The sequence below is a fragment of the Exiguobacterium sp. PFWT01 genome, from assembly GCF_018255795.1.
Taxonomy (GTDB): domain Bacteria; phylum Bacillota; class Bacilli; order Exiguobacteriales; family Exiguobacteriaceae; genus Exiguobacterium.
In genome coordinates this window covers 1,724,535-1,740,570 of the sequence record NZ_CP073755.1, presented here as the reverse complement: position 1 = coordinate 1,740,570, position 16,036 = coordinate 1,724,535, and the positions used below count along the sequence as shown (strand labels likewise).

Sequence of the window (16,036 nt, the reverse complement as noted above, 5' to 3'; positions counted from 1 at the left end):
GTCGGCGTCAGGAGATGGAACGAGCACGCATCTTGGAACTATTTAAATCTTTGGAAGAACGGTTAGACGTTCAATTTTCGAATCACGACTTGTTGATGCAGGCGTTCACACACTCATCTTATGTGAATGAGCAACGCGGGTTACGAAAAGACAATGAACGTTTAGAATTTTTAGGGGATGCTGTTTTAGAACTGACCGTATCTCGCTTTCTCTATGAGACTTATCCGGAGCGCTCCGAGGGGGAATTGACGAAATTACGAGCGGCGATCGTATGTGAACCGTCACTCGTGAATTTTGCGGAAGCTTATGCTTTCTCTGACTTCATCTTGCTTGGGAAAGGTGAAGAGTTGACCGGTGGACGAAAACGTCCGGCACTGCTTGCCGACGTGTTCGAATCCTATATCGGTGCTCTTTATTTGGACCAGGGAATTGAGGCCGTCGAACGATTCCTCGCCGAAGCGGTTTTTCCGAAAGTCTTAGCGGGAGTATTTGAAGAACAGACCGATTTCAAGAGCCAGTTACAGGAGAGCGTTCAACGGGAAGGACTCGGACCTGTTTCGTATGAAATCATCGAGGAACGCGGACCGGCGCATAGCCGGGAATTCGTCGCACATGCACGCCTCAGCGACGACATCGTCGGTGAAGGGGTCGGACGTTCGAAAAAAGAAGCCGAGCAATTGGCTGCCAAAGAAGCGCTTATTGCCTTTAACCGGCGCTACGCAGATTTATAAACAAAAGGAGTGGACCGCTTAGGGATCCACTCCTTTTCATGTCAATTGACCGAGTTCTTCGACGATACCATCGACTTCCGACAAAGAGAGCGAAGAGCGTGTCATCACATACTCGTAAATCTCTTTCACCGCTGACGGATCAGCCGCATTATATTCTTCCGCTTTGATCGCACCGCGGTTAATAATGTTCATCTTATCCAAAATGGCTTCAATCATCTGTTCATTCGTCATCTGTATTCCCCTTTCTACAGTTCTTTTTAGAATAGCATGATTCGGGCATTTTGACGAACTGTTAACTGTGGTAAAATATACAGATGAATGCTTACTGCGGATAGGATGGTCACGATGCACTTAAAACGAATCGAACTCGCTGGCTTTAAATCATTTGCCAAGCGAATTGAATTAGATTTCCGTCCCGGCGTCACGGCTGTTGTAGGGCCGAACGGGAGCGGGAAATCCAATATATCGGACGCTGTTCGCTGGGTACTCGGAGAACAGTCGGCCAAATCACTTCGTGGTGCCAAGATGGAAGATGTCATCTTTGCCGGAAGTGAAGGAGAGAACCACCGAAATGTCGCCGAAGTCACGCTCGTCCTCGATAATCGAGACGAACAGTTACGTCTCCCATATGAAGAAGTGAGTGTGACCCGTCGCGTGACCCGAAGTGGGGACAGCGACTATTTTATGAATAAAAAACCATGTCGGTTAAAAGATGTGATTGATTTGTTTATGGATACAGGTCTTTCACGAGATGCGTTCGCCATCATCGGGCAAGGGCGGGTCGAACAGGTCATTTCCGGGAAACCGGAAGAGCGCCGTGCCGTCATCGAAGAGGCCGCCGGCGTACTGAAATATCGTCAGCGAAAAAAACAGGCTGAACGCAAGTTACAGGACACCGAATTAAACTTGTCCCGAGTCGACGACATTCTGTTCGAGTTGGCGGACCGGGTCGAACCGCTCCGTGAACAGGCGGCACTCGCGCGGGAGTACAAAGTCGCCAAAGCGAGGCATGATGAACTCGAAACGGGAATCATGGGCGCAGAAATTAAATTGCTTCAACAAGAGATTGAGCAAGTGTCGGCACGTCACGTGGAATCGGTTCAACAGTTATCTGACTGTGACCGTTCGGTACGTGACCTCACGGAGGAACGTAGCGGGCTCGAAGCAACGCTTGCTGAGCTGCGTGAAGAATTGACAGAGCTCAACCAAAACGAACGGGAGCACTCGACCTATGTCGAGCGCTTGACAGGTGACATCAAGCTCGCAAAAGCACAAGAAGAACATGGTGCCGAGATGAAAGAACGACTCATCCGTCAACGTGAAGAAGTACGTGCGGAGATGACCGAGCTTGAAGCGCGGTTGAATGTCGTTCGTGAAGAACTTGACCAAAAAGGAAACACGTTGAAACAAACGACTGCGACGAGAGAGACGCTTCAACAACAGTTGACAGCCGCCTCTCGTGATTTCAATGCTGAAATTGAAGCGTTACAAAGTGAGGCGTTCGAACTCGCGACAACGAAAGCGACAATCGGTAACCAACAAAAGCGGGAACAACGAGATATCGATGTCGCCGTCGAGTCGAAAGAACGCCTTCTTCGCGAGAACAAACATCGTCTCGAGGATCGTTCCTCACAGGAAGCGACACTTTTGACGACTCGAGAACAGTATGAAGTGGTGCAAAGTCGCTTTGAACAACTGAGTAAAAAAGAAGCGGAACTTCGGGACGAAGAGACGTCAATTCGTGAAAAACGTACCCGAGCCGAATCGTCTTATTACGATCTCGAACGCCGCCGTCAGAAGACGGAAGACCGAATCGAGATGCTCGAACGGATGAAGCAATCGTATGAAGGCTATTTTCATGCGGTCAAGTTCGTCTTAAAAGACCGCTCACCAGGTGTCCTTGGTGCTGTCGCCGAACTGATTCGTGTCCGTCCTTCGTATGAAGCGGCAATCGAAACGGCACTCGGGCAGACGCAGCAGCATGTGGTCGTACAAGATGAGACGGTGGGACGCCGTGAAATTGACAAATTACGAAAAGCCAACGCAGGACGGGCGACATTCTTGCCGATGACGACGATCAAACCGAGATTCGTGCCGAGTGACGTGTTAGATCGACTCGACTCGATGAACGGATTTGTCGGGGTGGCGTCGGAACTCGTTGAAACAGATGCATCATACGAGACGTTGAAAAAGTCGTTGCTCGGTTCGGTGCTCGTGGCTGAGACACTTGAAGTCGCGAACCGTATCGCCCAATCGACGGGTTATCGTTTCCGTGTCGTCACGTTAGAAGGGGACATCGTCAACGTCGGTGGTTCGATGACGGGTGGTAGTCGCAAGCAGGGCGTGGCCCTGTTCACGCAGTCGCGCGAATTGGATGACTTGAAACAAGGTCTCACCCAAGGGCTCGCCATGTTGCATGAACAACAAACACGTCTTCAAGAGTATACAGAACAGTTGACGGACATTACGCGTCAATTATCTGAACTTCGGGATGAGAAACGTTCCGTTGAAACGAACCTACGTGAAGTCGAGTCGGCCTATCGTACTGCGGAACGTGCCTCGCTCGATGCCAAGTCACAACTGGAACTGTTCGATCATGAAATGATGCGCTACGAGCGGACGATTGAGACAGCGACTGCCGAATTAGAGCGACTGACGATTGAATTGGCCGACACAGACCGCGCACAAGCTGACATTCGTTCTCGTCTCGAATCGCTTCGGGCAGAGCAGGCGAAAAGTGCTGAGAGCACGGGCCAACTGGAATCGATGCTTCGTCAAAACGAGCTCGATCTTCAGCGTCACACGCTCGAAGAAGAACGGGTCCGATATGAATTGGACCGTTTGACGACCGAACAAAATCGTCTGCAGGAACGAAGCGATCAGATGGAGCGTGAACTGAAGCGGCTCGAGAGTGGAGAAGTCGTGTCGTCTATGGAACTTGAGGAGACGCTTGCCACTGCCAAACTGGATTTTACAGAAATTCAAGAGCGGCTTCAAGAAGTGACGGCAACACTCAAGACGAACGAAGAGGCGTATCGGATCATACGTCAACGGGTCGATCAGGCAACGGAGGCAAGACGTCAAGCAGAAGCTGTCGTCCGAAAACTCGAAACGGCAAAACAAGAGTTCGAGCTGAAACGACAATGGAAGCTCGATGCATTAGAAGAGAATGGACTCATTGCAGAACTATTACCGGCACTCGAGATTCCACTAGAAGAGGCGAAAGAGGAATTCAAGTTGCTAGTCCGTCAAATCGAAGAGATCGGACCGGTCAATCTGAATGCGATCGAAGAGTTTGATAGTGTCCATGAACGGTTCACATTCTTATCCGAGCAACGGGATGACCTAGTCAGTGCAAAAGAGGATTTATATGAGATCATCGCCGAAATGGATCGCGAAGTGACACGCCTCTTCAAAGAGACGTATACGAGCGTCCGGGCGCACTTCAAACAGACGTTCACCGAGCTCTTCGGTGGCGGGGAAGCGGATTTGAAATTGGTCGACGAATCGGATTTGTTGAACACAGGAATCGAAATCGTCGCCAAACCACCGGGTAAAAAGTTACAGACGCTCAGTCTGTTGTCTGGTGGGGAGCGTGCGCTGACGGCCATCGCTTTATTGTTTGCGATTTTGAAGACGCGTCCGGTACCGTTCTGTGTCCTCGATGAAGTCGAGGCGGCCCTTGACGAGGCGAACGTGCATCGTTTCGGAGAGTACATTCGGACGTTGTCGATTGACACGCAGTTCGTCATCATCACGCATCGTAAAGGCACGATGGAAGCGGCGGACACACTATATGGCGTCACGATGCAACAGAACGGGGTGTCCGAGGTATTATCGGTCGAACTGTCTGAAGCAAAACGTGTCGTTGAAATGGATGAAGAGATGGAGGAATCACGTTGAGCTTTTTCAAGAAATTAAAAGAGAAATTGACGACATCTACCCAAGAGGTGTCACAGAAGTTTACAGAGGGGTTGACGAAGACACGTGACGGCTTTGCAAGTGCCGTCAACGACCTCGTCTATCGCTTCCGCGAGGTGGATGAAGATTTCTTCGATGAACTCGAAGATTTACTCATTCAAGCGGACGTCGGCGTCACGACGACGATGGACCTCGTCGAAGATTTAAAAGAAGAAGTGAAGCGACGTAATTTGAAGGACCCGGTCGCGGTGCGTGACGCACTCGTCGAAGTGGTGGCGAACCGTCTCCAAGAGGATGAATCGGACCGTGAACTGAATATGCAAGACGGACTCACGGTCATCTTGTTTGTCGGCGTCAATGGTGTCGGAAAGACGACGACCATCGGCAAGCTGGCGCACCAGTTGAAGTCTGAAGGGCGTTCCGTCATGCTCGCGGCAGGGGATACGTTCCGTGCCGGCGCCATCGAGCAACTTCAAGTATGGGGAGAACGTGTCGGGGTGCCCGTCATTCGTCAAACGGAAGGGTCTGACCCGGCTGCCGTCGTCTTTGACGCCGTTCAAGCCGCCAAGTCTCGTAACATGGACGTCTTGATTTGTGATACGGCGGGACGTCTTCAAAATAAGGTCAATCTAATGAAAGAACTTGAAAAAGTCAAACGAGTCATTGAGCGGGAAGTGCCGAACGGACCGCACGAGGTATTGCTCGCATTAGACGCGACGACGGGGCAGAACGCCATGGTTCAAGCGAAAGCGTTCAAAGAAGCGACGAACGTGAGCGGAATCGTCCTCACGAAGCTCGATGGGACGGCCAAAGGCGGAATTGTCCTAGCGATTCGGAACGAACTCGATATCCCGGTTAAGTATGTCGGCCTTGGAGAGAAGATTGACGATTTACAGGAGTTTGATCCAGAACAGTTCGTCCTTGGATTGTTCGGCGACGTTTTTGAAGATAAGACACAGGATGTCTCGATGGAAAAAGAGGACACAAACGAGGACCTCGCCTAAGTTTTGCTGTTAAGAAAAAAACTTGACAAGTACTAGGCACGGCTGTACTATAGGTAGTTGTAAAGGGATTTCACTTAACATGTGGAGGTGAAAGGTTTGACGCTCGAAAAAACGAATCGCATGAACTATCTCATCGATTTCTATCAAGCGCTCCTCACACCGAAACAGCGCAACTATATGTCTCTTTATTACCTAGATGACTACTCGCTCGGAGAGATTGCGGAAGAGTTTGAAGTCAGCCGTCAAGCGGTCTACGATAACATAAAGCGTACAGAAACGATGCTTGAACAGTACGAGGAAAAGCTTGCCCTATTCGAAAAATTCGAACAGCGCCAGCAACTTCTTCAGACCCTCAAACGTCAAGTCGAGCTCACCGATGACGTGAGCGCCACGATTTCTGCGCTTGAGAATTTAGAGTAGGGGGCTGAAGCATGGCATTTGAAGGATTATCAGAACGATTGCAATCGACACTTTCAAAAATGCGCGGTAAAGGGAAAATCTCGGAGACCGATGTCAAAGAGATGATGCGTGAGGTACGCCTCGCCCTCCTCGAAGCCGACGTCAACTTTAAAGTCGTCAAGCAATTCGTCAATGACGTGAAGGAACGCGCCGTTGGTCAGGATGTCATGAAATCATTGACGCCAGGTCAACAAGTCGTCAAAATCGTTCACGAAGAGTTGTCGAACTTGATGGGAAGCGATGTCGTCCCGATCTCATTCAGTCAGAAACCACCGACAGTCGTCATGATGGTCGGTCTGCAAGGGGCAGGGAAAACGACAACGACCGGGAAGCTAGCGAACCTGATTCGCAAAAAGCATAACCGAAGTCCACTTCTCGTCGCGGCGGACATTTACCGTCCAGCGGCAATCAAGCAGCTCGAGACACTCGGAAAACAACTCGATTTACCGGTCTTCTCACTTGGTGATCAAGTGAAGCCGGAAGAGATTGTGACGAAGGCACTCGAGTACGCAAAAACAAATCATCACGATTTCGTGTTGATCGATACGGCCGGTCGCCTTCATATCGATGAGACGCTTATGGGCGAGCTCGAAAATGTGAAGACGATTGCCAAACCAAATGAGATCTTCCTCGTCGTCGATTCGATGACGGGTCAAGATGCGGTCAATGTGGCCGACAGTTTCAATGAGAAACTCGGAATCACCGGGGTCGTGCTCACAAAGCTCGACGGAGATACACGAGGCGGGGCAGCCCTTTCGATCAAGGCAGTCACGGGAGCGCCGATTAAATTCGTCGGTCTCGGAGAAAAGTTGGATGCCCTCGAACCATTCCACCCGGAACGCATGGCGTCACGGATCCTTGGAATGGGGGACGTGCTCTCGCTCATTGAAAAAGCCGAGACACAGATGGACCAAGACGCAGCGAAGGAGCTTGAAAGCAAAATTCGTGACGCGTCATTCACGTTCGATGATTTCATTGAACAGTTGGCCCAAGTGAAAAACATGGGACCAATTGATGAATTACTTTCGATGTTACCTGGTGCAGGTAAGATGAAAGGGTTGAAGAACGTCCAAATCGACGAGAAACAACTCGATCACGTCGAAGCGATCATTCGCTCGATGACGAAACATGAGCGCGCCAATCCGGAAGTGCTCAACGCGAGTCGTCGTAAGCGAATCGCAAAAGGGAGCGGTCGCTCGATTCAAGAAGTGAACCGTCTCATCAAACAGTTCGATGACATGAAGAAGATGATGAAACAAATGTCAGGACAAATGAAAGGGAAGAAAAAAGGCCTTGGCCTTCCATTCTTCTAACAAAACCTTTTGTCAGTCGAACGAAAAAGCTGTATACTATAAAAGTTGTCAATTCTTAAACACATGATGGAGGTATATTACCATGGCAGTTAAAATTCGTCTTAAGCGCATGGGCGCAAAAAAATCACCTTTCTACCGTATCGTTGTAGCAGACTCACGTTCACCACGTGACGGTCGCTTCATCGAGCAAGTTGGTCACTACAACCCGGTTGCAAAACCAGAAGCTGAAGTTCGCATCAACGAAGAACTCGCTCTCAAATGGTTGGCAGACGGCGCGAAGCCATCTGACACAGTACGTAACTTGTTCTCTAAAGCAGGGATCATGGAGAAATTCCACAACGCGAAAAACGCGAAGTAATGATGTGGCCGACCTTTTCTGAGGTCGGCCTATTTTGTTGAGGAGGGAATAGAGATGGACTGGTTATATGTAGGGAAAATCGCCAATACGCACGGCCTGAAAGGGGAAGTGAAGATCTTGGCGGCGACAGACTTTCCAGAAGAACGATTTAAAAAAGGAAACACGTTGTTCCTTGATGTCGACGGAACGAAACAAGAAATGACGATCACGACGTATCGTCCGCATAAGCAGTTTCACCTCGTCACGTTCAAAGGGTTTGAGAATATCAATCTCATTGAAAAATATAAAGGGCTGAAACTGTATGTCCACGCCGAACACGTCCACGATTTGGACGAACACGAATTTTATTATCATGAAATCATCGGCTGCGAGGCTGTCGTGGACGGGGAAGTCATCGGTGTCGTCGACGACATCTTTGAAACGAACGGAGCGAACGATGTCTGGGTCATCAAACGACCAGGCAAGTCAGATGCGCTCATCCCTTATATCGAATCGGTCGTCCAAGAGATCGATGTCGATGCGAAACGTGTCGTCATCACGCCAATCCCTGGAATGATTGACGATGAAGATTGATGTATTGACGTTGTTCCCCGAGATGTTTCATGCGCTCAATCACTCCATCGTCGGTCGAGCGAAGACGCTCGGGCAAGTGGAGATGTCGTTCCACAACTTCCGGGACTTTTCAACGAACAAGCATCATAAGGTCGACGATTATCCGTACGGCGGGGGCGCGGGCATGCTACTCACCCCACAGCCAATCTTTGATGCATTTCATTCCCTTGGGGCGAAGAGCCCGCGGGTCATTCTGACGACGCCTACTGGAAAACCATTTAATCAACGAATGGCCGAAGAATGGGCGAAGGAGGAACATCTGGTCTTTCTATGTGGACACTATGAAGGGTTCGATCAACGGATTCATGATGAACTGGCGACCGACGAGGTGTCAATCGGTGATTTCGTTTTGACAGGTGGAGAGCTTGCGACGATGGTCATGATCGATGCGACCGTAAGGCTCATTCCGGATGTCCTTAATGATCAGGCGAGCCATGAAGACGACTCGTTCTCGACAGGTCTCTTGGAATATCCGCACTATACGCGACCGGCTGATTTCCGTGGATTGACCGTGCCGGACGTCCTCTTGTCGGGAAATCACGCCCGAATCGAGGCGTGGCGCCGGGAGCAATCGCTCGAACGCACGTATCGACGACGTCCGGATTTGCTCGAACACGTCGAGTTGACGGATATCGATAAAAAGTTCCTGCAATCGTTGCGCGATTGAGAAATATATGCTATGTTTGAGCATGTGGGTTAAACCCATCGATTACCGATGTTCCGCTATTGGATGCTTGGGCATATGAAGATATGAACATTGAAGAAAAAGGAGATATGATTCATGAACACACAAAAACTGTTCCGTGAAATCACAGAAGAACAATTCAAATCGGACGTACCTGCTTTCCGTCCTGGTGACACTGTACGTGTCCACGTTAAAGTTGTAGAGGGAACGCGTGAGCGTATCCAGATCTTCGAAGGTGTTGTAATCAAGCGTAAAGGTGGCGGCATCAGCGAAACATTCACAGTCCGTAAGATTTCTTACGGCGTAGGTGTTGAGCGTGCATTCCCGCTTCACTCACCACGCGTTGCACAAATCGAAGTCGTACGCTACGGTAAAGTTCGCCGTGCGAAACTTTACTACCTCCGTAACCTTCGCGGTAAAGCAGCACGTATTAAAGAAATCCGTCGTTAAGATGGGAATTAAGCTTGTCGCTTGCGACAAGCTTCTTTTTTTCTAGTACAATAAGTTCAAATGGATAGAGGAGTGAGTGAAGTTGAAAGAAGTGTTTAGTTGGCTAAAAGCCATCGTCGTCGCTCTTGTCATCGCGTTCGTCATCCGGACGTTCATCTTCGTTCCTGTCATCGTTGAAGGAGAGTCGATGATGCCGACACTCCACAATGCGGATCGAATGATCGTCAGTAAAATTTCGAACTATGTTGGGGAGCTAGACCGAGGCGATATCGTCGTATTCCATGCGACAGAATCAAAAGATTATATTAAACGTGTCATCGCCATCCCAGGCGACACGCTCGAATATCGAGATGATGTACTTTATATTAACGGTGAAGCGGTCGAAGAGCCGTATTTAGACGAGTTTCGTGCCCAGATGAACGGGTTCCCGTTGACGGAGAACTTCACACTCGAACAAGTGACGGGTGAGTCGGTCGTTCCAGAGGAATCGTATTTCGTCATGGGAGACAATCGTCAAAACTCGAAAGACAGCCGTGAGATCGGATTTGTGTCGAAAGAGGAGATTGTCGGCAAGACGAACTTCATCTTCTGGCCACTCGATGATGTTGGCACGGTAGAAGATTAAGGTGGTGCTTTTTTGGCAATTCAATGGTTTCCTGGCCACATGGCCAAAGCAAGAAGACAAGTAACTGAAAAATTAAAGCTGATCGATGTCGTCATCGAACTCGTAGATGCACGCGTGCCTCAGTCGAGTCGCAACCCGATGGTCGATGAGATTACAGCGGGAAAACCCCGTCTCATCGTCTTGAACAAAGCAGACATGGCCGACCCCGTCGTGACGGAGGCGTGGTTACGTGCCTTGAAACGCGAAGAAGTCGAGGTTGTCGCTGTCGACGCGAAACATAGCAAAGGCTTGAAACAGCTCATCACGGGTGCTCAGAAGTTGATGAAAGAAAAGCATGACCGGATGCGTGAGAAGGGGCGTAACCCCGGACCGATCCGTGCGCTCATCATCGGAATCCCGAACGTCGGGAAGTCGACGCTCATCAACCGTCTTGCTGGACGAAACATCGCTATCACGGGCGACCGTCCTGGTGTGACGAAGCGTCAACAGTGGATCAAGATGAAAGGCGGCGAGATGGAACTGTTGGACACGCCAGGGATTCTCTGGCCGAAGTTCGAGGATCAACTTGTCGGATATCGTCTAGCCGCGACCGGCGCCATCAAAGACGAGATTCTCAACTTGGATGATATCGCCTTGTATACGGTTCGCGAGTTGCATGCTCGTTATCCGGAACAGTTAAAGGAACGATTCAAACTTGAAACGTTACCCGAGGACGGCGTGGAGCTCCTTGAGTTGATCGGGAAAAAACGTGGTCTCATCAGTGGTGGTTACGTCGATTTCGAAAAGGCGAGCGAACTACTTTTAAATGAACTACGACATGAAAAAATCGGACGGATCTCCCTTGAGACACCGGCTGATCACGAAATGGCGTAAAGCCCTGTGCACACAGGGCTTTTTTGAATAGGAGGAAGACCGTGACGATTCAACAGATTAAACAACAACTAGAGGACATCCGATATGAAGAATGGGTACACATCTTCCCGACCTTGTCACGAGACCCTCGAGCGGGCGTGCAAACGTTGCTACGGCAAAAGCAGCGCCAATTCGAGCGAGAACGGGCGTTACAGGTCGATTTTGAACGTCGCATGACGTATGAACGTGAATGGAAGGCGGAAGGCTTCACTCGAATTGTCGGAGTCGATGAGGTCGGACGGGGGCCGCTTGCGGGACCGGTCGTGGCAGCGGCGGTCTTGTTGCCGGATGGGTTCTACCTCCCGGGATTGAATGATTCGAAAAAAATGACAAAAGCGGCGAGGGATGCGGCATACGCACACATCATCGAGCTCGCAGAGGTCGGTGTCGGGATCGTCGAGCCCGCGGTAATCGATGAGATTAACATCTATGAGGCGACGAAGCTTGCGATGACAGAGGCGATCCATCAAGTCGGAGAAGTGGACGCCCTATTGATTGACGCCATGAAACTCGAGCTCGACATTCCCCAGCAGTCTTTGATTAAAGGGGACACCCTCAGTGTGTCAATTGCCGCTGCAAGTGTCGTCGCGAAGGTGGTGAGGGACCGGATGATGGAAGAATATGATTTGACGTATCCTGGATACGGATTTGCGAAAAACGCAGGGTATGGGACAGAGGCCCATTTAGAAGGGTTGAGACGCCTTGGGGTGACTCCGATCCATCGCCGTACATTCGCCCCCATCAAGCATATGTGAAAGGAGTGGTCGCGTTGCGGATCGATCATCAAGGGGTGATGCCGTTCAAAGTGACGGAACAGACGTCACGCCCGCTACTACTAGGGAACACAGTCGTCGGCAAGGTGTTACAGCTCTTACCTGGCAACGAGGCGGTCATGCAACTGCCACAAGGGATCTTCCGGGTCGGTGTCAATGCGAACGTGAAAGAGAACGTCACGTATAAGCTGGTCGTCACGGACGTCGAACCGAAGCTCGTCTTGAAAGTCGTCACGCAAGCGACGGAATCGCTCATGGCTGCCAAGTCGCCGCTGCAAGCGTTAGGAGAACAGCTCGGACGCTTGATGCGGGAGCCGATGCTGACGCCAGAATCCGTGAAGGCGGCCGGGAAAAACGCGTTAGAAAGCGGCGCGGGTCAGGATGTAAAGGCGCTCGTCGGGGAGCTATTCAAAGCGAAAGGTGAACCGAAGTTCGAGCAGTTCGTGCGTGCACAGGAAGCGTTCAACGCGAGCCAAAGCCCGCCGTTCGTCGCTCAAGCATTTCACATACCGCAATTGGGTCCGTTTGAAAACGTCCAACTTCGTCTAGAGGCACCGAAACGAGAGACAATGGACTCGGATCATGCGCGGATCGTCTTGTTTCTTGAGACGCCGCGATTCGGTGAGACGGGAATCGATGTGTTGATTCAAAAGCGTTACGTGTCCGTGCGGGTATTCAATGAGCAACACGATTTAACTCCATACGTCCGTACATACGAACCATTTTTGAAAGAAGGCCTAAAAAAGGTGTCGTTCGAACTGTCTTCATTTTCGTATGAGGCGAAGCGTGAACATGTTCCGGCTACGTTCGCGCCACTCGGAAAGGTGGACCTCCAAATATGAAAGACCAGAAGAAAGCGATGGCGCTCTCCTATGAGCAGTCGATGGATGCGCCGCACGTCGTAGCGAAGGGAACAGGCATCGTCGCCGAGCGGATGCTTGAGATTGCTTTAGCGAACGGAGTTCCTGTTCATGAAGACCCAGCGCTCCTCTCGTTACTGTCGGCGTTGAACATCGAAGAGCAAATCCCGGAGGACGTTTATCAGGTCATTGCCGAACTTTTTGTGTTTCTTTATCAGATGGAACAGGATAAAATTTGATTTGTCTAGGGATATATGTGAAAAAAAGATGAAAACTTAAAGCAAGAACGATAGACAGCGCTTTCAGTTTTTCGTTACAATAGACGTGCCGATATTAAAGGGGACTAAGGGGGAAAACATATGAATATCCATGAGTATCAGGCGAAAGAATTGTTAAGAGAGTTTGGGGTAGCCGTTCCGACGGGTTATCCGGCCTTTACTGTTGAAGAAGCTGTGGCAGCTGCTGCGAAGCTTGACGGTGAAGTGAAGGTAGTAAAAGCTCAAATCCACGCAGGTGGCCGCGGTAAAGCGGGTGGCGTTAAACTTGCGAAGACAGATGAAGAAGTGAAGCAATATGCTTCAGAGATTCTCGGGAAAACGCTCGTGACACACCAAACAGGTCCGGAAGGAAAAGTTGTCCAGCGTCTCTATATCGAAGAAGGTTCTGCGATTGACCAAGAATTTTACTTAGGGCTCGTGCTTGACCGTTCGATCGGCCGAATTGTCATCATGGGTTCATCTGAAGGTGGAATGGACATCGAAGAAGTCGCTGAACATACACCAGAGAAGATTCATAAAGAGATCGTCGACCCGGTCGTGGGCTTACGTCCATTCCAGGCGCGTCGTCTCGCATTCAAAATGGAAGTCCCGACGAAACTCGTCAACAAGTTCAGTGACATGGTCATGAAGTTGTACAAAGTGTACGTCGAGACAGATTGCACAATCGCGGAAATCAACCCGCTCGTCACGACGAAAGACGGTAACGTCATCGCGCTTGATGCGAAGTTGAACTTCGATAGCAACGCGCTCTATCGTCACTCGGACATCCTTGCGCTTCGTGATACGACGGAAGAAGACCCACGTGAAGTGGAAGCGTCGAAACACGACCTCAGCTACATCGCACTCGACGGAAACATCGGTTGTCTCGTCAACGGTGCCGGTCTTGCGATGGCTACGATGGATATCATCAAGCATTACGGCGCTGAACCCGCTAACTTCCTCGACGTAGGTGGCGGTGCGACGAAAGAAAAAGTAACAGAAGCATTCAAGTTGATCTTGTCTGATGACCAGGTCAAAGGGATCTTCGTTAACATTTTCGGTGGAATCATGAAGTGTGACATCATCGCAGAGGGGATTGTCGCTGCGACGAAAGAAATCGGACTCGACTTACCACTCGTCGTTCGCTTAGAAGGAACGAACGTTGATGCCGGGAAGCGCATTCTCGATGAATCTGGACTTGCGATCACGACGGCCAACTCGATGGCTGACGGTGCAGAAAAAATCGCAGCACTTGTTCGATAAGGGGGAAACGACATGAGTATTTGGGCGGATAAAGATACGAAAGTAATCATTCAAGGGATTACAGGGAAGCAAGGTCTGTTCCACGGTGAACAGATGCTCGCATATAACACGAAATTAGTCGGTGGTGTCACACCTGGTAAAGGTGGCACGACGGTCCTCGAAAACGTTCCAGTCTTCAACACCGTGTCTGAAGCGGTCGAAGCGACTGGTGCCAATGCATCGATCATCTATGTTCCACCTGCTTTCGCAGCAGATTCGATCATGGAAGCGGCCGACAGCGGCATCGAGCTCATCATCTGTATCACAGAAGGAATCCCAGTTGTGGACATGATTCAAGTGAAACGCTATCTCGAGGACAAACCGGCTCGTTTAATCGGACCAAACTGCCCTGGTATCATCACACCAGGAGAAGCAAAACTTGGCATCATGCCTGGCTACATTCATACGAAAGGGCACGTCGGAATCGTATCACGTTCTGGGACGCTCACGTATGAGGCGGTTCATCAGTTGACGACAGCAGGTATCGGTCAGTCGACGGCTGTTGGAATCGGGGGAGACCCGGTCAACGGAACAAACTTCATCGATACGCTCAAAGCATTCAACGAAGATGAGGACACGAAAGCGGTCATCATGATCGGGGAAATCGGTGGAACGGCTGAAGAAGAGGCAGCTGAATGGGTAAAAGCCAACATGACGAAACCTGTCATCGGTTTCATCGGCGGCCAGACGGCTCCTGAAGGCAAGCGTATGGGACATGCGGGCGCAATCATCTCAGGTGGTAAAGGGACGGCTGCTGAGAAGATCAAGACATTGAACGCGAATGGAATCGAAGTCGCTGAAACACCGGCGGTCATCGGTGAAACATTGATTCGTGTCTTGAAACAGCAAGGATTATACGAAGCGTGTGTCACGGGTCAACCGACGACATAAGAATCTTGAGGGATGCTTGCATCCCTCATTTTTTTAAAGGAGAGTTTGTGATGAATCAAACAATAGCTCGGTTTGCTGCAGCGCGAATGCCAGTTGAGTTTGTGCATCATTATTTGAACGGAACACTCGGGGCACATCGCACACAATTTTCTGAACATGTCTGGAGACGGGCCGAACGAGCCTTCCAAGCATCGGAATCGTATAAACATTTCGTCACATGGGAAGATGACTTGTTCCCGAAACGGTTACTCGACATCCCTAACCCACCATATTGCTTGTTTTATCATGGAGATTTAGAGGTACTACAAGAAAGAACGACTGCGATGGTCGGAAGTCGTGAGTTGAATCGTATCAGTCAATCGCTCGTGAATCACTATCACTCTTTAATAGAAGAAACTGTATCTGTTTCAGGTGGCGCCCTCGGAATCGATGGGCTCGTCCACGCCCATGCCCTCCGCACGCATCGCCCGACCGTGGCGGTACTCGGAGCTGGACTGGACCGGCTCTATCCGGCGGCGAACCGAGACATGCTTTTGCAGATTCCGCAAGAGGGAGTCTTGCTAAGTGAATATGTACCAAACACGCCGATTCAAAAATTTCAATTTTTGGAAAGAAATCGTTTGGTCAGTGGCCTTGGCGATGCGTTGGTCGTTATACAGGCGAGACGAAAGAGCGGGACGATGAATACGGTCGGACATGCCCTAGAGCAAGGAAAAATGGTATTTGCGGTACCTGGTTCACCCCTTGATCCACTCGCGGAGGGACCGAACCGGTTGATTGAAGAAGGTGCGATTCCATTGACGAATTCCGATCAAATTATTCGAGATCTCAAGATTGTACATTGACAAACCGGTGAGAACATGAATATTATGGTAGGGATTTA

Annotated in this window: 18 protein-coding genes; 17 read left to right on the top strand and 1 reads right to left on the bottom strand. The window is 50.2% G+C overall.

The window, feature by feature from the left end; genetic code table 11:
• Positions 1-14: 14 nt before the first annotated feature.
• Entirely contained in the window at positions 15-731 is a 717-nt protein-coding gene (gene rnc / locus KD909_RS09035) for a ribonuclease III (RefSeq protein ID WP_035387821.1), read from the top strand.
• Between the two features lie 36 nt (positions 732-767).
• Here the strand turns inward: rnc and KD909_RS09030 are convergent, their stop codons facing one another.
• The gene (locus KD909_RS09030; RefSeq protein WP_015881361.1) at positions 768-962 is read right to left on the bottom strand and encodes a DUF1128 family protein; all 195 of its coding nucleotides are present in this window, start codon (positions 960-962) and stop codon (positions 768-770) included.
• A gap of 114 nt (positions 963-1,076) precedes the next feature.
• Between KD909_RS09030 and smc the strand changes: the two genes are divergently transcribed.
• From smc to dprA, 16 genes are all read left to right on the top strand, one after another.
• On the top strand, positions 1,077-4,634 hold the full coding sequence (gene smc, locus KD909_RS09025) for a chromosome segregation protein SMC (RefSeq protein WP_211781373.1): 3,558 nt from the start codon (positions 1,077-1,079) through the stop codon (positions 4,632-4,634).
• Entirely contained in the window at positions 4,631-5,656 is a 1,026-nt protein-coding gene (gene ftsY / locus KD909_RS09020) for a signal recognition particle-docking protein FtsY (protein WP_211781372.1), read from the top strand. Before smc ends, ftsY begins: the two co-directional genes overlap by 4 nt.
• 96 nt (positions 5,657-5,752) lie before the next feature.
• A complete protein-coding gene (locus KD909_RS09015) occupies positions 5,753-6,076 on the top strand; it encodes a putative DNA-binding protein (protein ID WP_015881364.1) in 324 nt (107 codons plus the stop codon).
• A gap of 11 nt (positions 6,077-6,087) precedes the next feature.
• Complete coding sequence (gene ffh, locus KD909_RS09010; RefSeq protein ID WP_047795423.1) at positions 6,088-7,428, top strand: signal recognition particle protein; 1,341 nt, start codon at positions 6,088-6,090, stop codon at positions 7,426-7,428.
• A gap of 82 nt (positions 7,429-7,510) precedes the next feature.
• Positions 7,511-7,786 carry a 30S ribosomal protein S16 gene (rpsP, locus tag KD909_RS09005; protein WP_015881366.1) on the top strand — a complete coding sequence of 92 codons (276 nt, stop codon included), beginning with the start codon at positions 7,511-7,513 and terminating at the stop codon, positions 7,784-7,786.
• 54 nt (positions 7,787-7,840) lie between these two features.
• Positions 7,841-8,359 (top strand): ribosome maturation factor RimM, encoded by a 519-nt coding sequence (gene rimM / locus KD909_RS09000; RefSeq protein WP_211781371.1) that lies wholly within the window; start codon positions 7,841-7,843, stop codon positions 8,357-8,359.
• The gene (trmD, locus tag KD909_RS08995) at positions 8,349-9,065 is read left to right on the top strand and encodes a tRNA (guanosine(37)-N1)-methyltransferase TrmD (protein WP_211781370.1); all 717 of its coding nucleotides are present in this window, start codon (positions 8,349-8,351) and stop codon (positions 9,063-9,065) included. The genes rimM and trmD overlap by 11 nt, the downstream gene beginning before the upstream one ends.
• Positions 9,066-9,179: 114 nt before the next feature.
• Positions 9,180-9,533, top strand: a complete 354-nt coding sequence (gene rplS / locus KD909_RS08990; RefSeq protein WP_015881369.1) for a 50S ribosomal protein L19 — start codon at positions 9,180-9,182, stop codon at positions 9,531-9,533.
• A gap of 82 nt (positions 9,534-9,615) precedes the next feature.
• Complete coding sequence (lepB, locus tag KD909_RS08985) at positions 9,616-10,158, top strand: signal peptidase I (protein ID WP_015881370.1); 543 nt, start codon at positions 9,616-9,618, stop codon at positions 10,156-10,158.
• A 12-nt stretch (positions 10,159-10,170) separates the two neighbouring features.
• The gene (gene ylqF, locus KD909_RS08980) at positions 10,171-11,031 is read left to right on the top strand and encodes a ribosome biogenesis GTPase YlqF (RefSeq protein ID WP_078146688.1); all 861 of its coding nucleotides are present in this window, start codon (positions 10,171-10,173) and stop codon (positions 11,029-11,031) included.
• Positions 11,032-11,072: 41 nt separating this feature from the next.
• A complete protein-coding gene (locus tag KD909_RS08975; RefSeq protein ID WP_249199015.1) occupies positions 11,073-11,825 on the top strand; it encodes a ribonuclease HII in 753 nt (250 codons plus the stop codon).
• Positions 11,826-11,839: 14 nt separating this feature from the next.
• Positions 11,840-12,685: a hypothetical protein gene (locus KD909_RS08970; RefSeq protein WP_211781368.1), complete on the top strand. Its 846-nt coding sequence runs from the start codon at positions 11,840-11,842 to the stop codon at positions 12,683-12,685.
• The gene (locus KD909_RS08965; RefSeq protein WP_015881374.1) at positions 12,682-12,942 is read left to right on the top strand and encodes an EscU/YscU/HrcU family type III secretion system export apparatus switch protein; all 261 of its coding nucleotides are present in this window, start codon (positions 12,682-12,684) and stop codon (positions 12,940-12,942) included. Before KD909_RS08970 ends, KD909_RS08965 begins: the two co-directional genes overlap by 4 nt.
• A 120-nt stretch (positions 12,943-13,062) precedes the next feature.
• On the top strand, positions 13,063-14,223 hold the full coding sequence (gene sucC, locus KD909_RS08960) for an ADP-forming succinate--CoA ligase subunit beta (RefSeq protein WP_031421641.1): 1,161 nt from the start codon (positions 13,063-13,065) through the stop codon (positions 14,221-14,223).
• Positions 14,224-14,235: 12 nt separating this feature from the next.
• On the top strand, positions 14,236-15,153 hold the full coding sequence (gene sucD, locus KD909_RS08955; protein WP_211781367.1) for a succinate--CoA ligase subunit alpha: 918 nt from the start codon (positions 14,236-14,238) through the stop codon (positions 15,151-15,153).
• Positions 15,154-15,203: 50 nt separating this feature from the next.
• The gene (gene dprA / locus KD909_RS08950; protein ID WP_211781366.1) at positions 15,204-15,998 is read left to right on the top strand and encodes a DNA-processing protein DprA; all 795 of its coding nucleotides are present in this window, start codon (positions 15,204-15,206) and stop codon (positions 15,996-15,998) included.
• Positions 15,999-16,036: the final 38 nt, after the last annotated feature.